Here is a 17,553-nt window from a genome sequence, read left to right as displayed (position 1 = left end):
CCGCGGCGTCGCGGAGCAGGCGGCGACGGTCGTACGGACGGTCTGCGGGCATGGTGCGTCCTCCCCGTTGTGGCTGGGTGATCGGTGCGCCCAGCCCACCACCGCCCGGTCCGCCCTGTCCAAGATCGACCGGCGGCACGGTCCATATCCGACCGGATATCACCGCAGCTCGAACCGGCTGCACCCTGCTGGCGGGGAAATTCAGCGCAGCGACTCGACCGCGACCCGGGCCGCCGCACCCATCGCCAGGTCGACGTCGATCCGCCGGACGTTCAGCCGCCGGGTACGAGCGTGGACCAGGACGGCGTACCGGCCGCCGTCCGGGTATTCGGCGACCCCGGCCTCCAGGTGCAGGCCGGGAAGGTTGCCGGTCTTCCCGGCGACCCGGACACCGGGCGGGAAGCCGGCGGCCAGCCGGGTCCAGAAGAGCTGCCGGGCCATCAGCTCGCGGACCATCGCGCAGGCGGAGGGCGGCCCGGCCTCGTCCCGCCAGATCAGCTCCAGCAGCCGGGTGATCTCGCGGGCGGTGCTGGACGTGGTGTGCGCCGGATCGAAGACCCGCATCGCGCGGACCCGGTCGGCGCTCACGGTGGGGAAGATCCGGGCGAAGTCCGCCTCGTCGCGGGCGCCCACGTCGGCGAGCATCAGCTCGACCAGCTGCCGGGGCCCGCCGAGGATCCGGGTACGCGCCAGCCCCAGCTCGGCGGCGAGCATCGGCGGCACGTCCGGGCCGACCCGGCGCAGCAGCAGATCGGCGGCGGTGTTGTCGCTGACCGACATGGTGAAGTACGCGAGGTCACGCAGCGAGACCTCGACGTCGTCGGCGCAGCCGGCCACCCCCCAGCCGCCGAGCCGGTCCGCCGCGCCGACCAGGACCCGCTCGGCCGGGTCGAGCTGACCGGCGACGACCTGCCGGGCGAACTCCAGCACCAGCAGGATCTTGAACACCGAGGCGATGACGATCTGCTCGTCGGCGCGGACGGCGACCTGTCGCCCCGGTGCGTCCACGTCCACCCCGCCACGCTAGCGAAGCGCGCGCGTAGGGTGCGGGACGTGGACCTGCTGCGGCACCTACGGCACTTCGTGGTGGTCGCCCGGGAGCTCCACTTCGGGCGGGCCGCCGAGGCGCTGGGGATCGCCCAGCCGCCGCTGAGCCAGTCGATCCAACGCCTGGAGCGGGAGCTGGACGTCGTCCTGTTCGACCGGTCGCAACGGCAGGTCCGGCTCACCACCGCCGGCCAGTTGCTGCTCGGCGAGGCCGACGAGCTGCTGGCCGGTGAACGGCGGCTGCGCAACCTGATCGACCAGGTACGGCAGGGCACGCTGGGGCTGCTGCGGGCCGGCGTACCCCCGGAGACCCCGGCGGTGACGCTGCGCGCGCTGCTCGACGGGCTGGCCGCCCGGGCGTCCGGCCTCGACGTGGACCTGCACGAGCTGACCAGCGGCGAGCAGGTGCGGATGCTCGCCGAGGGCCGGCTCGACGTGGGCCTGCTGCACCAGCCGGTGCCCGGGTCGGGGCTGCGCCTGGGCCCCACCGTGGATGTGCCGGTGGGGGTGCTGCTGCCGCGCGACGCCCCGGCGGCGCGGGCCCGGCAGGTGGCGCTGGCCGACCTGGCCGGGCTGGACCTGATCACCGCGCCCCGGGCCACCGCGCCGGGCTGGCACGACCACGTGCTGGCGGTCTGCCGGGAGCACGGGTTCACCCCGGCCCGGGTCCGGCACGCCCGCAACCCGGAGTTCCTGTTCGGCCTGGTCCTCGCCGGTGGGGCGGTGGCGGTCGAGCCGGCGGCGACGGCCCGCCGGGAGCCCCGGATCGCCTGGCGGCCGATCGTCGGCGCGCCCCTGGTACGGCGTACCTCGGCGGCCTGGCCGGCCCGGGCGGCGCACCCGGCGGCGCCGATGTTCGGGCAGCTCGCGGCGGAGGTGCTCGGGGTGGACGCGGGGCCGCCCCGGCCGGCGACCCTCGCGCCGGCCGCCCGGCCCTGGCCGGTGCTCTTCGAGGCCGGCCAGGACGAAGAGTCGCGTGATGGTCCGACCCGAGCGGGTAGGAAGGCCGGGTGTAACCCCGACGATGGGAGATGAGGCTCTTCATGGCCGCGAACACCGTTCCCGACATCTCGCTCAACGACGGCAACACCATCCCGCAGCTCGGTTTCGGGGTGTTCCAGATCGACCCGAAGGACACCGCCCAGGCCGTCGGCAAGGCCCTGGAGGTGGGCTACCGGCACATCGACACCGCCGAGATGTACGGCAACGAGGCCGAGGTCGGGCAGGCGGTCCGCGCCTCCGGGCTGGACCGCCGGGACGTCTTCGTCACCAGCAAGCTCAACAACGGTTTCCACCGGCCCGACGACGCCCGCAAGGCGTTCGAGCAGACGTTGCAGGCGTTGCGGTTCGACTACCTGGACCTGTTCCTGATCCACTGGCCGCTGCCGACGCTCTACGACGGCGACTACGTCTCGACCTGGAAGGTGCTGGAGGAGTTCCAGCGCGACGGGCGGGTGAAGTCGATCGGCGTCTCCAACTTCCAGGTGGCGCACCTGGAGCGGCTGGCCGCCGAGGCGGACGTGGTGCCGGCGGTGAACCAGATCGAGGTGCACCCGTACTTCTGCAACGAGGAGGTGCGCGCGTACGGCAGGGCGCACAACATCCTCACCGAGGCGTGGTCGCCGATCGCCCAGGGCAACGTGCTGGGCGACCCGACGGTCGTCGACATCGCCGAGCAGGTGGGCCGCACCCCCGCCCAGGTGGTGCTGCGCTGGCACGTGCAGCGCGGTGACATCGTCTTCCCGAAGTCGACCACGCCGGCCCGGATCGAGGAGAACTTCCGGATCTTCGACTTCGAGCTGGACGGCGCGGCGATGGACCGGATCACCAACCTGGACAAGGGCGAGGCCGGCCGGCAGGGTCCCAACCCGGACACCTTCGACTACGTGCCCAGCTGAGCGGCCGTGCGCTCGCCGACCCGGTGGAACGCCGCCTGGGTCGGCGAGCCCGGCTCCGGGACGTACACGATCAGCCGCTGGTCGGTCTCCGGCACGTGCAGCACCCGGCACTCAAACTCCAGCGGTCCCAGCTCCGGGTGGGTGACCCGCTTGACGGTCGGCCGGCGCTCCCCCACCTCGTGCTCGGCCCAGAGCGCGGCGAACCGCGGCGACACCCCGAGCAGCTCGGTGACCAGCGCGGCGAGCGCCGGGTCGGCCGGGTAGCGGCCGTACGCGGCGCGCAGGTCGGCGATCGACGTGCGGGCGAAGGTGAGCACCTCCGGGTCGCGCCAGTACGACTCCGGAACCTCCCGGCGGAACATCCAGCGGATCATGTTCCGGTCACCCACCGGCACCGCCGTGAGGTCGCCGACGAACCACGCGGCGAGCCGGTTCCAGGCCAGCACGTCGTACGCGGCGTCGACCAGGTACGCGGGGGTGTCGGTCATCGCGTCCAGCAGGTGCCGCAGCCCCGCCGGCACCTCCCGGCTCGGCCCGGTCGCCTCCGGCGGGCTCTCCCCGGCGAGCCGGAACAGGTACGCCCGCTCGTTCCGGCTGAGCAGCAGCGCCCGGGCCAGGGCGGCGAGCACCTGCCGGGACGGGTGCGGGCCCCGGCCCTGCTCGATGCGGATGTAGTAGTCGATGGAGATGCCGGCGAGCTGTGCGACCTCCTGGCGGCGCAGGCCGGGCGTGCGGCGGCGTACCCCCTCGGGGAGGCCGACCTCGGCGGGGCGCACCCGGGCGCGGCGGGCGCGCAGGAAGTCGGCCAGCTCAGCGTGGCGCAGCGTGCTCATGCCTCCAGCGTGCCGCAACCCGGGCCGTCGAAGGTGGTACCGCCGGTACCAGCCTCGACGGGTCTCTCCCGGCCGCCGGCCCACGGCGGCAGCCTCGATCGCATGACGACGACGATCGCCCTGATCACCGGGGCCAACAAGGGGATCGGCCTGGCCACCGCCCGGCAGCTCGGCGCGCGCGGGATGACGGTGCTGCTGGGCGCGCGGGACGAGACGCGCGGCCGGGAGGCGGAGCGCACGCTGCGCGCCGAGGGGGTGGATGCCCGGTTCGTGTCGCTGGACGTCACCGACGAGAAGTCGGCCGCCGCCGTGGCCGAGCTGGTCGAGCGGGAGTACGGCCACCTCGACGTGCTGGTCAACAACGCCGGCATCGTCCGGGCCGACGGTACGGCGCTGCCCAGCGAGACGACCCTCGCCACGCTGCGCGAGGTGTACGAGACGAACGTGTTCGGGGTGGTGGCGGTGACCAACGCGCTGCTGCCGCTGCTGCGCCGGGCGCCCGCCGCCCGGATCGTGAACGTCTCCAGCGAGGTCGGTTCGATCGCGGTGATGACCGACCCGCGGGGTGCTCTCTTCGAGCTGACCTCGGTGCCGTACCCGTCCTCGAAGACGGCGCTGAACATGATCACCGCGATGTACGCCAAGGAGCTGCGGGACACCCCCATCCGGGTCAACGCCGCCAATCCCGGCTACTGCGCCACCGACCTCAACCACCACAGCGGCTTCCGCACGCCGGAGCAGGGCGCGGAGGTGAGCGTGCACCTGGCGACGCTGCCGGCGGACGGGCCGAGCGGGTTGCTCTGGGGCTACCAGATGGACGCCGGCGGCGGGTACGGCGTGCTGCCCTGGTAAGGCGTTGACTTCGCGTGTACTCGAAGGTGGAGGGTGGCCGCATCGTTTCGACGGGGAGGAATCCATGCGTTACCGCACCATCGGCACCGATCCGGCCACCCGCCGCGAGGTCAGCGTGCTCAGCCTCGGCGCGATGCTCTTCGGCAGCGCCACCGACGAGGCCACCTCGTACGCCATCCTCGACCGGTACGTCGAGGCCGGCGGCACCTTTATCGACACCTCGGACAACTACGCCTTCTGGCAGGACGGGGGCCAGGGCGGGCAGAGCGAGGAACTGCTGGGCCGCTGGCGGCGCAGCCGGGGCGTCGGCGCCGAGGTGGTGATCGCCACCAAGCTCGGCGCCCGCCCCCTCGCCCCGGGGACCAGCTACCTGGACAACCCGGAGGGGCTGTCGGCGAAGGTGATCCGCGAGTCGGCCGAGCGCAGCCGGGAACGGCTCGGCGTGGAGCGGATCGACCTGCTCTACGCGCACATCGAGGACCGGACGGTCCCGCTGCGGGAGACCGTGGAGGGCTTCGCGGAGCTGGTCGCCGAGGGCACGGTCGGGCTGCTGGGCGCGAGCAACCACCGCGCCTGGCGGGTGGAGCGGGCCCGGGCGATCGCGGCGGCGGACGGGCTGCCCGGGTACGAGGTGCTCCAGTACCACCGCAGCTACCTGCCGCCCCGGCTGGACCTGCCCAGCGAGCTGGACCCGGACGGCGACGTGGGCTTCGTCGGCCCCGATCTGGCCAGCTACCTGCGGGCTGAGCCGCAGCTCACCCTGGTCGCCTACTCGCCGCTGCTCAAGGGCGCGTACGCCCGGCCGGAGCGGCTGGGCGCGGAGTACCAGCTGCCGAGCACGCCGGCCCGGCTGGCCGCGTTGCGGGCGGTGGCGGCGGAGACCGGCGCCACGGTCAACCAGGTGGTGCTGGCCTGGCTGCTGGGCAGCGAGGTGGCGACGATCCCGCTGGTCGGCTTCTCGTCGGTGGCACAGCTGGAGGAGAGCCTCGCCGCGGTCGACCTGGAGCTCAGCCCGGAGCAGCGGGCCCGGCTGTACAGCGCGCGCTGACGCCGGCATGCGGCGGCGTGCGGGGTGAGGTGCTCAGAGGCTCCAGCCGCCCACGCCGCCCCGGTCCTCCCGGCTGCGCTGGTCGTCGAGCCGGCGGCGGGCCTCGCTCGACGCGCGCAGGTCGCGCAGTTCGCGGTCGCCGTCGAGCGGGGCCCGCCGGGTGCGGCGCCACAGCCACACCGCGAGCGCGATGACGATCAGGACGAGTAACCACCGCATCCCGGCCCCCTCCAGGTGAGCTGCCGCTCCCAGTGTGGCAGCAGGGCCAGGACTAGGCGTCCACCCACCGGGTACCCGCGCGGCATGGGTAGCCACAAGCAGAACAAGCATGATCCGGGCGGCGAGTCGGCGCGGGCGGGACGGCATTCGGGCAGCGGCGCCCGGGGCCGGCAGGGTTCCGAGGTGGAGCGCTCGCCGGAGCGCCGGCACCTGCGTGCGGCGACCGGGACGTCGGGCACCGAACGTGACCACGGCCGGGCCAGGGTCGAGGGCGGCCAGCGAATCCAGCGGCAGGGGAACCGGTGACGTGCCCACGTTCCTGTTGCAGTCGACGTACACCGCCGAAGGGCTCAAGGGGCTGATTCAGGACGGCGGCACCAGACGTGCCGAGGTGGTACGCGCCCTGGTGGAGAACGCCGGCGGGCAGCTGAGCTCGCTGCACTTCGCCTTCGCCGACCGGGACACCTACGTCCTCTGCGACCTGCCGGACCACCGGGCCGCCGCCGCCTTGGCGATCGCGATCGGCGCGGCGCGCGGCCTGCGGGTGCAGGTCACCCCGCTGCTGAGCCCGGCGGAGGTGGACGAGGCGGCCCGGATGCCGATCGGCTACACGCCGCCGGGCGAGTGACCCACCGCCGACCGGGGCCGGCCGGCGGGTCAGCGGCCCTTCGCCATCTCCACGGCGGACGGCAGCGTGAACGGCGCGTGCCGCTCCGCGGTCATCAGGGCCATCGCGGTGCCGGCGATGTGATCGACGAGCAGCTCCCGGGCCCGTTGCCGGTCGCCGGCCGCGCAGGCGGCCACGATCTCCCGGTGCTCGGCCAGCTTCGCGGCGACGAACTCCCGGTCGGGCTCGTACTGGACGAAGGAGCGCTGGTACCGCTCGGCGTGGTCGGAGAGTTGTTCGAGGTGCTCGGCCAGCCGGGGCCCGGCGCCGATCCGCAGGCCGGCGTGGAAGCGGCGGTGGGCCTCGGGGTCGCCGGCGGCGGTCAGCGCGGCGTCCTGCTCCAGCCGCTCGATGTCCGCGGCGCGCAGCATCGGCACGGTCAGCCAGATCGCCAGCCCCTCCCCCATGACCCGCAGGGAGTAGAGCTCGTCGAGGTCGGCGGGGCTCAGTGAGCTGACCCGGGTCGACCGGTAGGGGCCGGTGTCGACGACCAGCCGCTCCCGTTCCAGCAGGCGCAGCGCCTCGCGCAGCGGGGTGCGGCTCACGGCGAGCCGCCGGCTCAGCTCCGGCTGGGAGATCTCCGCGCCGGGCGGCAGTTCACCGTCGAGGATGAGGCGGCGCAGCGCGTCGTAGACCGAGCGTGTCCCGGCGCCGTTGCCCGCCCGGTCGTCTGCGGTCATCGCACCGCCCGGGCCATTCACCGAACCCATCGAGTCGGGCACCTCCCCGGACGACACAACGCAGCGTGATCGATTGTACGCATCTCCCTAATTCGTGAATACATTGAGGGTGGTGGCATTTCGGGTCATACGCCGGGGTCGGGCGCGCCGCGCAGCGCCTCGGTCGCCGCCCGGTCCACGGTGAACCCGCCGCTGCCGTCCGCCACCACCGCCACGCCGTACGCGCTGCGGGCGGCGGCCACCGAGACGTAACCGGCCCGCACGTCGGCCAGGACCTCCTCGACCGGGCGCTCGTACGGTGACCCGAAGCCCCCGCCGCCGCCGAGTTCCACCACGTGGCTGTCCCCGGCGGCGAGCGCGAACCCGGTCACCTTGCCGTTGTCGAACCGGACCGGCTCGCCGTCGGCCCGCTCGACCCACACCCGGTTCGGCGCGGCGTCCCCGCCGCCGGCCAGCCCCCACGGCGCGCACGCGGTGCGCTCGATCCAGGTGTCCACGTGCGCGGGCGTACGCAGGCGCACCCGCAGCCGGGTGCCGAGGCCGCCCCGGCGCCGGCCGGGGCCGCCGGAGTCCTCGCGCAGGGCGTACTCGTCGACGGTGACCATCGGGTACTTCACCTCGAGCACCTCGACCGGCGCGTTGTGGGTGTCGCCGTCGTTGACGCAGATCGTGGCGTTCTGGCCGTCGGCCCGGGAGGTGGCGCCCCAGCCGCCGCCCTGGGGCCCGCCGACGAACTGGAAGAACCGGCCGGTGCGCTGGTCGACGCCGTAGGTGTGGGTCATGCCGAGTTCGGCGTGGTGGCCGGCGACGCAGGCGTCGGGCAGCACGTCGGCCATCGCCCGGAAGACGCAGTCGACCACGGTCATCGGGTACGTCATCCACCACCGCATGGCCGCCGGCTTGGTGGCGCTGACCACGGTGCCCGGCGGCAGGATCACCTCCAGCGGCCGCAGCGAGCCGGAGTTGATGGGCGATTCGAGCGACGAGGTGAGGCACTTGAACGCCACCTGGGCGGCCGAGCGGCCGGCGGTCGCGCCGGAGTTGAAGTAGCCGGCCACCTGGGGACTCATCCCGCTGAGATCGACGGTGAAGGTGTCGCCGTCGACGCGTACCCGGACCCGGACCGGGATCCGGCGGCCGGGGTTGACCCCGTCGTCGTCCATGTACGCCTCGGCGGCGTACTCGCCGTCGGGGATGCGGGTGACCGCCCGGCGGGCCAGTTCCTCGCTGCGCCGGAACAGCTCGGCGATGCTCGCCTTCACCGCCGCGACGCCGTAGCGGTCGAGCATGGCGCGCATCCGGACCTCGCCGGTGCGGATGGCGGCGATCTGCGCCCGCAGGTCGCCCATGGCGAGGTCGGGGAAGCGGACGTTGGTGGCGATCAGCCGGGTCAGCTCGTCGTCCTGGACGCCCTCCTTGAAGATCTTCACGATCGGGACCTGGAGGCCCTCGGCGTAGATGTCGGTGGTGGTGCCGCCGAGCACGCCGCCCACGTCGATCCAGTGCGCCATGGACGAGGCGAAGGCGACCAGCTCGCCGTCGTGGAAGATCGGCAGGGTGAAGATCATGTGGTTGAGGTGGCTGCCCACGATGTAGGCGTCGTTGGTGAGCAGGATGTCGCCGGGCTTCATCCCGTCGGGGCCGTAGAAGGCCAGCTTGGCCTTGATGGCGTCGGAGAGGCCGCCCATGAACATCGGCAGGCCGAGGCCGATCGAGACGGGGTCGCCGGCGGCGTCGAACAGCCCGACGGTGAAGTCCTGAGCCTCGTAGATGATGAGGTTGTACGCGGTCCGCATCAGGTTGGTCTTCATCTCCTCGGTGATGGAGACGAAGCCGGCACGGATGATCTCCGCGGTGATCGGGTCGACCATCTCAGCCTCCGATCTCGACCAGGAGGTTCCCGAATTCGTCGACCCGGGCCGTGTCGCCCGGGCGTAGCAGCGTGGTGGTGGTCGGTTCCTCGATCGCGGCCGGGCCGGCGATCCGGTTGCCGGCGAGCAGCCGCGCGCGGTCGTACACGGCGGTGGGCACCCCGCCGTCGGCCGGGTCGAAGACCACGTCGCGGGTGCCGGTGCGGGCCGGTGCGGGTGGGGTGAGGTCCCCGGCGGTCACCTTCGGCACGTCCGGCTTGCTGAGCTTGCCGACCGCCGACACCCGCAGGCTCACCACCTGGGCGGGTTCCCCGGGGGCGCTGTGGCTGTAGCGCTGCTCGTGGGCCGCGTCGAAGGCCCGCCGGAGCGCGTCGTCGCCGCCGGCGGTGGCGGGCAGCGGCGGCGCGGGCAGCGTCACGGTGTGCTCCTGGCCGACATAGCGCATGTCGGCGGCGCGCAGGAACTCGACCTGGTCGAAGCCGATCGCGCTGTCGTGCAGCTGTTGCGCGCACTCGGCCTCCAGCGTCCGGTACGCCTGCTCGATCTCGCCGGGTTCGGTGCTGCCGAGCGTCCGCACCCGCGTCTGCACCAGGTCGAGCCGGGCGTCGGCCATGAGCATGCCGAGCGCGGAGAAGACGGCCGGGACCGGCGGGATCACCACCCGGGTGACGCCCAGCTCGCGGGCGACCAGGGAGATGTGCAGCGGCCCGTTGCCGCCGTACGCGAACAGGGCGAAGTCGCGCGGGTCCAGGCCCCGCTCGGTGGTGACGGCGCGGACCGCGTTGGCCATGGCGGCGGCGCCGATGGCGATGATCCCGGCGGCCGCGGTGACGGTGTCCAGGCCGAGCCGGTGCGCGAGGGCCTGGACCACCCGGTGCGCGGCGTCCCCGTCGATCGGCAGGTCGCCGGAGAGCCGGCCGTCGGGCGCCAGGTGGCCGAGGACGACGGCGGCGTCGGTGATGGTCGGTTCGGTGCCGCCCCGCCCGAAGCAGGCGGGACCGGGCTCGGCGCCGGCGCTGCGCGGGCCGACGTGGATGCCGCCGGCCTCGTCGAGCCACGCGACGCTGCCGCCGCCGGTGCCGATCTCGACGATGTCCAGGCAGGGGATCCGGATGGGCAGGCCGGTCCGGTAGCCGCCCAGGAAGTAGTCGCTGGCGACGGGGAAGGTGAGGTCCCGGATGACGGCGGACTTGGCGGTGGTGCCGCCCATGTCGAAGGCGATCGCCTCGCGGTAGCCGAGGGCTTCGCAGAGCGCGATGGTGCCGACCACTCCCCCGGCCGGTCCGGATTCCAGCATCTGCACGCACTGGGTCGAGGCGGTGGCCACGTCGGAGACGCCGCCGTTGGACTGCATGACCGCCACGGCGGTCCGCGCGCCGCCCTGGCGTAGCCGCTGGTCGAGGCGGCCGAGGTAGGCGCTGACGATCGGCCCGACGAAGGCGTTGGCGACGACCGTCGAGGTGCGTTCGAACTCGCGGTACTCGCGGCTGATCTCGTGCGACAGCGTCACGTAGGCGCCGGGCAGTTCCTCGCGGAGGATCTGGCCGAGCCGGCGCTCGTGCGCCGGGTTGCGGTAGGCGTGCAGGAGGGCGACGGCCACCGCCTCGACGCCCTGCGCGGCCAGCTTGCGGGCCACCGACCGGGCGCGCTGCTCGTCCAGCGGGCGCATCACCGTGCCGTCGGCGGCGATCCGCTCCGGGACCTCGAAGACCATCTCCCGGGGTACGAGCGGCCGGTGCCGGGTGAAGGAGAGGTTGAAGGCGTCCGGGCGGTTGATCCGGCCGATCTCGTAGACGTCGCGGAACCCGGCCGTGGTGACCAGGGCGGTCCGCGCGCCCCGGCGTTCGATCAGCGCGTTCACCACGATCGTGCTGCCGTGGATGAGGAAGGCGATCTCGTCCAGCGGGACGTCGGCGGCGGCGAGCCCGTCGAACACCCCCTGGATCAGGTCGCGCGGGGTGCTGAGCGCCTTGCCCAGCAGCAGTTCGCCGGTCTGCTCGTGGTACGCGACCACATCGGTGAAGGTCCCTCCGATGTCGACCGCCGCCCTGATCGGCATGTCGTCTCCTTCGACAGTCGTGACCCTGCATCCGATTGCGCCGCAACTGTATCCAGATCGCGCTTCGTAGTCTACAGTTCACCTTCAAGCATGTGCAGACGTCGATCAATCCTCGTCCGTCGCCGGCAGCGCTGCCGCCCGGCGGCCAGAAAGGACAGAGCATGCGACTGACCACGCTCCGCCGGGACGGGGAGACGCAGGCGGGCAGGGTGGCGGACGGCGAGGTGGTCCTCCTGCCGTACCGGGACGTCGGGGAGCTGCTCGCCTCCGGCGCCGACTGGCGGGAGCGGGCCGCCGAGCCGACCTCGCCCTCGGTGCCGCTGGCCGAGGCCGACTTCGCCCCGCTCACGCCCCACCCGGAAAAGATCATCTGCGTCGGCGTCAACTACGCCTCGCACATCGCCGAGGTGGGGCTGCCGACGCCGGAGCACCTGACCATCTTCGCCAAGTACAGCCGCAGCCTGATCGGCGCGTACGACGACATCGTGCTGCCGCCGCAGTCCCGCGCGGTCGACTGGGAGGTCGAGCTCGGGGTGGTCATCGGCAGCCCGGTCCGGCACGCGGACGCCGAGGAGGCGCTGGCCGCGGTGGCCGGCTACACGATCGTCAACGACGTCAGCATGCGCGACTGGCAGCTGCGTACGTCGCAGTTCCTGCAGGGCAAGACGTTCGAGGCGTCCACCCCGGTGGGGCCGTTCCTGGTCACGCCCGACGAGGTCGACCACGCCCGGGCGCTGGACATGACCTGCGCCGTGGACGACACGGTCATGCAGAAGGCCGGCACCGACGAGCTGCTCTTCCCGGTCGGCGAGATCATCGCGTACGTCAGCTCGATCATCACCCTGGTGCCCGGTGACCTGATCGCCACCGGCACGCCGGCCGGGATCGGCGCGGCCCGCAAGCCGCCGGTCTTCCTCGCCGCCGGCCAGACCCTGCGGACCGCGATCAGCGGCCTCGGCGAGCAGGCCAACCGGTGCGTCGCCGGCTGAGCCGAGGGGAGTCCCGATGCACCTGATCGAGTTCTTCGACCGCGGCGTACGGATCAACCCCGACGGCGTCGCGTTCGTCCGCCCGGACGGGACCGGCGCGGTGACGTACGCCGAGGCGGAGGCGCTCACCCACCGGGTGGCGGCGGCCCTGCACCGGGTGGGCCTGCCGCCGGGCGCCCCGGTCGCGGTGGCCAGCCCCAACTCGCCGACCGTCTTCCCGTGCGTGCTCGGGGTGCTGCGGGCCGGCTGCACCTGGGTGACGGTCAACGCCCGGTCCACGCCGGAGGAGATCGCCACCCTGCTGCGTACCGTCGAGGCCCGGGCCCTGCTCTACGCGGCCGGGACCGCGGTGGAGCAGCTCCGCGCGGCCGTGCCGTCCATCGAGCACTTCGTGGCCATCGACGAGCCGGCCGGCGACGACCCGACGCTGGAGAGCTGGCTGGCGCCGGTGCGCAGCCGGGTGCCCCTGCCCCCGCTGGACGAGGAGGCGATCGCCGCGCTGATCGGCACCGGCGGCACCACCGGGCGGTCGAAGGTGGTGCGGGTCTCGCACCGCGCCTTCGCCACGATGCTCGCCGGGTTCCACGCGCACATGCCGGAACGGCACCCGGTGCACCTGGTCGCCGCGCCGATGACGCACGCCGCCGGCGCCGCCGTGTTCCCGGTGCTCAGCATGGGCGGCACCAACGTGGTGCACGCCGGCGTCGTGCCGGGCGAGATCCTGGCGTCGATCGAGCGGCACCGGGTCACCCGGCTGTTCCTGCCGCCGACGGCGATCTACGCCCTGCTCGCCGACCCCGACGTCCGCCGGCGGGACCTGTCGAGCCTGCGTTGGTTCCTCTACGGCGCCGCACCCATGTCGGTGGAGAAGCTCAAGGAGGCGCTGGACGTCTTCGGGCCGGTGATGGCCCAGTTCTACGGCCAGACCGAGCTGCCGATGATGTGCACCTTCCTCAGCCCGGAGGAGCACGCCGAGGCCCTGGCCGACCCGGCGCTGCACCGGCGGCTGGCCAGCTGCGGGCGGCAGACCGTCGTGGCGAACGTCGCCGTGCTGGGCGACGACGGCCCCGCCCCGGCCGGTGCGCCCGGCGAGATCGTGGTCCGCAGCTCGCTGCGGATGAGCGGCTACCTGCACGACCCCGAACAGACCGCCGCGGTCCGGCTCGACGGCGGCTGGCAGGCCACCGGGGACGTCGGCTACCTCGACGACGACGGCTACCTGTACATCGTGGACCGCAAGCGGGACCTGATCATCTCCGGCGGCTTCAACGTCTTCCCCAGCGAGGTCGAGCAGGTCATCTGGTCCCATCCGGCGGTGAAGGACTGCGCCGTGATCGGGTTGCCGGACGAGAAGTGGGGCGAGCGCGTCACCGCGGTCGTCGAGCTCAAGCCCGGCGCCGAGGTCGACGCCGCGGAACTCATCGCCCTGTGCCGGGAGCGGGTCGGCAGCGTCAAAGCCCCGAAGGAGGTCATGTTCCGTCAACTTCCCCGGTCGGCCGTCGGCAAGGTGCTCAAGCGCGACCTGCGCGAGGAGTACTGGGCCGGGCAGGCGCGGCGGGTCTAGGGCAATGCCAGCACGAGGAGTCCCCGATGGCACAGAGAGGTCGGCTTCAACAGACTGAGCCGGCCGTCGCGACGGCGACGGCCACCGACATCCCGGCCCGCATCGAGCGCATCCCGCTGGGCCGGTTCCACTACCGGCTCGCCGGCACGCTCGGCGTCGGCACCTTCTTCGACGGGTTCGACTCGACCAGCATCGCGGTCATCCTGACCGTGGTCATCGCGTACTTCGACATCAGCACCGGGCAGGCCGGCATCCTGGTCGCCGCCGGCTACCTGGGCCAGTTCCTCGGCGCGCTGGTCATCGGGGCGCTGGCCGACCGGTTCGGCCGCCGGCCGGCGTTCCTGCTGTCGCTGCTCACCTTCGGCGTCCTCTCCGCGGTGTGCGCCCTCGCCTGGAGCGCCCCGAGCCTCGGCGTGCTCCGCGCGGTGCAGGGCATCGGCCTCGGCGCCGAGGTGCCGGTGGCGGCGACGCTCATCAACGAGTACCTGGGCGCCCGCAACCGGGGCCGGGTCGCCGTGGCCTACCAGTCCACCTTCAACTGGGGACTGCTCGCGGCCCCGGTCGTCGGGATCGTCGCGCTGCGCGGCTTCGGCGAGGACGCGGGCTGGCGGGTGCTGCTGGCGGTCGGCGCGCTGCCGGTCCTCGTCGCCGCGTACGCCTGGTTCCGGCTGCCGGAGTCGGCGCGCTGGCTGGCCGAGCGGGGCCGGCGGGCGGAGGCCGAGGGGTACGTGGCCCGGATGGAGCGGGAGGCCACGGCGCGCGGGGTGGTCCTGGCCCCGCCGCAGGCCGCGCCGGCGGCGCCCGCCGCCGGCCGGCTCCGGCTGGGCGAGCTGTTCGCGCCCGCGTACCGCCGGCGCACGCTGATGCTGGCGGCGATCTGGTTCCTGGCCTTCTTCGTCGGCTACGGGTACGCGGTGTGGATGCCCACGCTGTACGTGCGGGTCGGCGGCCTGGCGACCACCCAGGCGCTGGGGCTGACCGTGCTGGTCGGCGTGCTGCAGCTGGCGATGGTCTACGTGACCGCGTTCCTGGCCGACCGGGTCGGCCGCAAGCCGCTGCTGACCTGGGGATTCGTCATCATGACGGCCGGCGCGCTGGTGGGCTTCGTCGGGGTCGGCGTGCTCGGGGTGCACGCCTGGCCGATGCTGCTCGCCACGGCGGCGGTGTTCGCCGTCGGCGCCACCGCACCGACCAGCACCCTCTACCTCTACACCGCCGAGCTGTACCCGACCCGGATGCGGGCCTGGGCGACCTCGGCGTGCAGCAGCGTCAACCGGCTGGCCAGCATCCTCTCCCCGCTGCTCGTCGGCGGGCTGCTCGGCACCAGCCTCGGCGCCGGGGCGGTCTTCCTGTCCTTCGCGCTCGCCTGCGCCGTCGCGCTCGCGGTGGTCATGGTGGCGGGCATCGAGACCCGCCGGCGGCCGCTGGAGGAGATCTCGCGCTGATGCTTCTGCCCGGTCACCGGGTGCCGCGGTGACCGGGCAGATCCCCTGTTCAGGGCAGCCGGAGCAGGTGTACGGCGATGGCCTCCAGCGCCGCCGGCAGCACCGGGTACGCGCGCACCCGCCGGGTGCGGGCGGCGTCGTTGGCCACGCTCAGCACGGCCTGCACCCGGACCCGCGCGGCGGCCGGGTCGAGCCCGGGGCGGTCGGCGCGCAGCAGGTGCACCCACTCGCCGATGTACTCGTGCTGGGCCTGCCGGCTGTTGCCCCGCTCGACCTCGGGCAGGTGCTCCACCTCGGTGATCAGCAGGTCGACGAGGTCGTGTTGGGCCTGGGTGAAGCCGACGTAGCCGCGGACGAGCACGCGCAGCCCGTCGGCGGCGTCGTGGGCCGTGCGGTAGGCGGTGGCGACGTCGGTGAGCAGCACGCCCGCCCCGCGCCGCAGGGCGGTGACCAGCAGGTCGGCCTTGCTCGGGAAGTGGTGGTAGACGCTCGGCCCGGCGATGCCCACGGCGGCGGCGATCTCCTCGATGCCGACCTCGGTGTAGCCGTGCGCGGCGAACATTCGCACCGCCTCGATGAGCAGCGCCTCGCGCCGCGAGGCCGGCACCAGACCGGCCGGCTCCGGTGCGGGCGGCGACGTGCCCGGGTCCGGCAGCGGCGCGTCCAGCACCGCCCCGCACAGCTGCGCGAGCAGGTCGTCGTAGTCCGGCCGGGGCAGGTCGATCCGGTGGAAGGAGACGCTGGTCAGAACGCTGATCATGGCCCAGGCGAGCAGCTCGGCGGCGGCCGGGTCGAGGGCCGGCCGGACGACCCGCACCTGCCGGGTGAGCAGCGCGCCGACCTCGTGCAGCTCGGCGCGGAACGCGGTGCGGTCCCCGGGGGTCAGGTGCCGGGCCTCCCGCTGCCAGAGCAGGCCGAGCTGCCGGTGGTCGAGGGCGAGGGACCCGAGCCGGCGCAGGGCGGTCGCCCGGTCGGTCAGGTCGAGGTCGGCCAGCAACGCGCGCACCGGGGCGAGACCGCCGGTGAGCACCTCACGCAGCAGTTGCTGTTTGCCGGAGACGTGCCGGTAGAGAGCGGACGGCCCGACGCCGACCGCCTCGGCCAGGTCGCCCATGGTGAGCTGGCCGTAGCCACGGCGGTGGAACAGGTCGGTGGCGGCGGCCAGGATGAGCTCCCGGCGGTTGCGGGGCCGGGTGCCGCGCGGCGGGGTGGCGTACGCGGTCACGGCTCGCCCTGCCGCAGCGACCGGGCGATGATCTCCTTCATGATCTTGCTGGTGCCGCCCGAGCTGCGCGCGACGCGGGAGTCCAGCCAGGCGCGGGCGATGCAGTACCCGGTCAGGTAGGTGTAGCCGCCGTGCAGCTGGACGCAGGTGTCCATGACCCGGCCCTGCACCTCGGTGGCCCACCACCTGGCCTTGGCCGCGTCGACCGGGTCCAACTCCCCCGCGTTGAGGGCGAGCACGCACAGGTCGATGTACGCCTGGATGACGTCGATCTCGGTGGCCAGTTCGGCGAGCGAGGAGCGGGGCTGCTGCAGGGCGCCGATCGGGTTGCCGAACACCCGGCGCTCGCGGACGTACTCGGTGGTGCGCCGCACGGCCGCCGCGGCCTGGGCGATCGCCGCCACGGCCCCGGAGAGGCGCTCCTGGGCGAGGTTGCGGTTCAGCCCGGCGAAGCCCTCGCCCTCGCCGCCGAGCAGGTTGGCCGCCGGGACGCGAGCCCCGGTGAAGGTGAGTTCGACCATGTCCTGAGTCTGCCGGCCGACCTTCTTCAGCCGGCGCTCGCGGGCGACGCCGGGGGTGTCCCGGTCGACCACGATCAGGCTGAGCCCCCGCTGCGGGTGCTCGCCGGTGCGGACCGCGACGATCAGCAGGTCGGCGGGGACGCCGGTCGCGGGGAACGCCTTCGCGCCGTCGAGCACGTAGTGGTCGCCGTCGCGGATCGCGGTCATCCGGATGGCGGACAGGTCGGAGCCGGCGCCCGGCTCGGTCATCGCGACGGCGGTGACCAGCCGGCCGGCGGTGATGCCCGGCAGCCAGCGCGCGCGCTGCGCCTCGTCGGCCAGGTCGAGGAAGTACGGCAGGCAGACGTCGGCCTGCACGCTGGCGCCGAGCACGGCCGGCGCCACCGCCAGCCGGGCCCCCTCCTCCTGCAGGACGGCGTTGTACCGGAAGTCGGTGATGCCGGTGCCGCCGAACCGCCGCGGCACCCCGAAGCCGAGCGCGCCGAGCGCGCCGAGCTTGGGGAACAGCTCGCGCGGGGTGGCCCCGTCCCGCTCCCACTGCGGGTAGTGCGGCACGACCTCCTGCTCCAGCAGGACCCGCACGCCGGCCCGGTAGGCCTGGTGCTCCGTCTCGAACAGGCTCCGTCTCATCGGGG

Annotated in this window: 17 protein-coding genes; 9 read left to right on the top strand and 8 right to left on the bottom strand. The window is 73.6% G+C overall.

The window, feature by feature from the left end:
* Positions 1–201: 201 nt before the first annotated feature.
* Positions 202–1,014, bottom strand: coding sequence for a serine hydrolase (locus tag EFE23_RS18625; protein WP_123242211.1), 813 nt, complete (start codon positions 1,012–1,014; stop codon positions 202–204).
* Positions 1,015–1,053: 39 nt separating this feature from the next.
* Between EFE23_RS18625 and EFE23_RS18620 the strand changes: the two genes are divergently transcribed.
* Both EFE23_RS18620 and EFE23_RS18615 read left to right on the top strand, forming a co-directional pair.
* Positions 1,054–2,082 carry a LysR family transcriptional regulator gene (locus EFE23_RS18620; protein ID WP_123242220.1) on the top strand — a complete coding sequence of 343 codons (1,029 nt, stop codon included), beginning with the start codon at positions 1,054–1,056 and terminating at the stop codon, positions 2,080–2,082.
* 8 nt (positions 2,083–2,090) lie between these two features.
* Positions 2,091–2,945, top strand: a complete 855-nt coding sequence (locus tag EFE23_RS18615) for an aldo/keto reductase (RefSeq protein ID WP_123242219.1) — start codon at positions 2,091–2,093, stop codon at positions 2,943–2,945.
* Here EFE23_RS18615 and EFE23_RS18610 read toward each other — a convergent pair.
* On the bottom strand, positions 2,930–3,778 hold the full coding sequence (locus EFE23_RS18610) for a helix-turn-helix transcriptional regulator (RefSeq protein ID WP_123242210.1): 849 nt from the start codon (positions 3,776–3,778) through the stop codon (positions 2,930–2,932). The genes EFE23_RS18615 and EFE23_RS18610 overlap by 16 nt on opposite strands.
* A 102-nt stretch (positions 3,779–3,880) precedes the next feature.
* On the opposite strand from EFE23_RS18610, the gene EFE23_RS18605 reads away from it, so the two are divergent.
* Together EFE23_RS18605 and EFE23_RS18600 are read left to right on the top strand one after the other, a co-directional pair.
* The gene (locus EFE23_RS18605; RefSeq protein WP_123242209.1) at positions 3,881–4,630 is read left to right on the top strand and encodes an SDR family oxidoreductase; all 750 of its coding nucleotides are present in this window, start codon (positions 3,881–3,883) and stop codon (positions 4,628–4,630) included.
* A 64-nt stretch (positions 4,631–4,694) separates the two neighbouring features.
* Complete coding sequence (locus tag EFE23_RS18600) at positions 4,695–5,678, top strand: aldo/keto reductase (protein ID WP_123242208.1); 984 nt, start codon at positions 4,695–4,697, stop codon at positions 5,676–5,678.
* Between the two features lie 33 nt (positions 5,679–5,711).
* Here EFE23_RS18600 and EFE23_RS18595 read toward each other — a convergent pair whose 3' ends face one another.
* Positions 5,712–5,897 (bottom strand): hypothetical protein, encoded by a 186-nt coding sequence (locus tag EFE23_RS18595; RefSeq protein WP_123242207.1) that lies wholly within the window; start codon positions 5,895–5,897, stop codon positions 5,712–5,714.
* 84 nt (positions 5,898–5,981) lie between these two features.
* Between EFE23_RS18595 and EFE23_RS29020 the strand changes: the two genes are divergently transcribed.
* Together EFE23_RS29020 and EFE23_RS29015 are read left to right on the top strand one after the other, a co-directional pair.
* Positions 5,982–6,203, top strand: coding sequence for a hypothetical protein (locus EFE23_RS29020; protein WP_233601055.1), 222 nt, complete (start codon positions 5,982–5,984; stop codon positions 6,201–6,203).
* A gap of 1 nt (position 6,204) precedes the next feature.
* Entirely contained in the window at positions 6,205–6,525 is a 321-nt protein-coding gene (locus EFE23_RS29015) for a GYD domain-containing protein (protein WP_233601054.1), read from the top strand.
* Positions 6,526–6,554: 29 nt separating this feature from the next.
* On the opposite strand, the gene EFE23_RS18585 is transcribed toward EFE23_RS29015, so the two are convergent.
* The 3 genes from EFE23_RS18585 to EFE23_RS18575 form a co-directional block, all read right to left on the bottom strand.
* Complete coding sequence (locus EFE23_RS18585) at positions 6,555–7,244, bottom strand: GntR family transcriptional regulator (protein WP_158675885.1); 690 nt, start codon at positions 7,242–7,244, stop codon at positions 6,555–6,557.
* 125 nt (positions 7,245–7,369) lie between these two features.
* The gene (locus EFE23_RS18580; RefSeq protein ID WP_123242204.1) at positions 7,370–9,115 is read right to left on the bottom strand and encodes a hydantoinase B/oxoprolinase family protein; all 1,746 of its coding nucleotides are present in this window, start codon (positions 9,113–9,115) and stop codon (positions 7,370–7,372) included.
* Between the two features lies 1 nt (position 9,116).
* Positions 9,117–11,174 (bottom strand): hydantoinase/oxoprolinase family protein, encoded by a 2,058-nt coding sequence (locus EFE23_RS18575; RefSeq protein ID WP_123242203.1) that lies wholly within the window; start codon positions 11,172–11,174, stop codon positions 9,117–9,119.
* A gap of 161 nt (positions 11,175–11,335) precedes the next feature.
* On the opposite strand from EFE23_RS18575, the gene EFE23_RS18570 reads away from it, so the two are divergent.
* Genes EFE23_RS18570 through EFE23_RS18560 form a run of 3 tightly spaced genes read left to right on the top strand, consistent with a single transcriptional unit; the run spans position 11,336 to position 15,172 of the window.
* Complete coding sequence (locus EFE23_RS18570; protein ID WP_123242202.1) at positions 11,336–12,163, top strand: fumarylacetoacetate hydrolase family protein; 828 nt, start codon at positions 11,336–11,338, stop codon at positions 12,161–12,163.
* A 16-nt stretch (positions 12,164–12,179) separates the two neighbouring features.
* The gene (locus EFE23_RS18565; RefSeq protein WP_123242201.1) at positions 12,180–13,727 is read left to right on the top strand and encodes an AMP-binding protein; all 1,548 of its coding nucleotides are present in this window, start codon (positions 12,180–12,182) and stop codon (positions 13,725–13,727) included.
* Positions 13,728–13,753: 26 nt separating this feature from the next.
* A complete protein-coding gene (locus EFE23_RS18560; protein ID WP_123242200.1) occupies positions 13,754–15,172 on the top strand; it encodes an MFS transporter in 1,419 nt (472 codons plus the stop codon).
* A gap of 49 nt (positions 15,173–15,221) precedes the next feature.
* On the opposite strand, the gene EFE23_RS18555 is transcribed toward EFE23_RS18560, so the two are convergent.
* Both EFE23_RS18555 and EFE23_RS18550 read right to left on the bottom strand, forming a co-directional pair.
* A complete protein-coding gene (locus EFE23_RS18555; protein WP_158675884.1) occupies positions 15,222–16,397 on the bottom strand; it encodes a TetR/AcrR family transcriptional regulator in 1,176 nt (391 codons plus the stop codon).
* Complete coding sequence (locus EFE23_RS18550) at positions 16,394–17,548, bottom strand: acyl-CoA dehydrogenase family protein (protein WP_123242218.1); 1,155 nt, start codon at positions 17,546–17,548, stop codon at positions 16,394–16,396. The genes EFE23_RS18555 and EFE23_RS18550 overlap by 4 nt, the downstream gene beginning before the upstream one ends.
* Positions 17,549–17,553: the final 5 nt, after the last annotated feature.

Origin of the sequence: Micromonospora solifontis (assembly GCF_003725545.1) — a bacterium.
In the GTDB taxonomy this organism is placed as follows: Bacteria; Actinomycetota; Actinomycetes; order Mycobacteriales; family Micromonosporaceae; genus Micromonospora; species Micromonospora solifontis.
Note: the sequence above shows the minus strand (reverse complement) of the source record. Positions and strands in the feature narration are given on the sequence as shown.

Excerpts from the sequence above, each read along its gene's own strand:
- EFE23_RS18595 (WP_123242207.1), bottom strand. The coding sequence starts at position 5,897 with ATGCGGTGGTTACTCGTCCTGATCGTCATCGCGCTCGCGGTGTGGCTG.
- EFE23_RS18560 (WP_123242200.1), top strand. The coding sequence starts at position 13,754 with ATGGCACAGAGAGGTCGGCTTCAACAGACTGAGCCGGCCGTCGCGACG.
- EFE23_RS18550 (WP_123242218.1), bottom strand. The coding sequence starts at position 17,548 with ATGAGACGGAGCCTGTTCGAGACGGAGCACCAGGCCTACCGGGCCGGC.
- EFE23_RS18585 (WP_158675885.1), bottom strand. The coding sequence starts at position 7,244 with ATGACCGCAGACGACCGGGCGGGCAACGGCGCCGGGACACGCTCGGTC.
- EFE23_RS18600 (WP_123242208.1), top strand. The coding sequence starts at position 4,695 with ATGCGTTACCGCACCATCGGCACCGATCCGGCCACCCGCCGCGAGGTC.
- EFE23_RS18615 (WP_123242219.1), top strand. The coding sequence starts at position 2,091 with ATGGCCGCGAACACCGTTCCCGACATCTCGCTCAACGACGGCAACACC.
- EFE23_RS18570 (WP_123242202.1), top strand. The coding sequence starts at position 11,336 with ATGCGACTGACCACGCTCCGCCGGGACGGGGAGACGCAGGCGGGCAGG.
- EFE23_RS18575 (WP_123242203.1), bottom strand. The coding sequence starts at position 11,174 with ATGCCGATCAGGGCGGCGGTCGACATCGGAGGGACCTTCACCGATGTG.
- EFE23_RS29020 (WP_233601055.1), top strand. The coding sequence starts at position 5,982 with ATGGGTAGCCACAAGCAGAACAAGCATGATCCGGGCGGCGAGTCGGCG.
- EFE23_RS18605 (WP_123242209.1), top strand. The coding sequence starts at position 3,881 with ATGACGACGACGATCGCCCTGATCACCGGGGCCAACAAGGGGATCGGC.
- EFE23_RS18565 (WP_123242201.1), top strand. The coding sequence starts at position 12,180 with ATGCACCTGATCGAGTTCTTCGACCGCGGCGTACGGATCAACCCCGAC.
- EFE23_RS18580 (WP_123242204.1), bottom strand. The coding sequence starts at position 9,115 with ATGGTCGACCCGATCACCGCGGAGATCATCCGTGCCGGCTTCGTCTCC.
- EFE23_RS18610 (WP_123242210.1), bottom strand. The coding sequence starts at position 3,778 with ATGAGCACGCTGCGCCACGCTGAGCTGGCCGACTTCCTGCGCGCCCGC.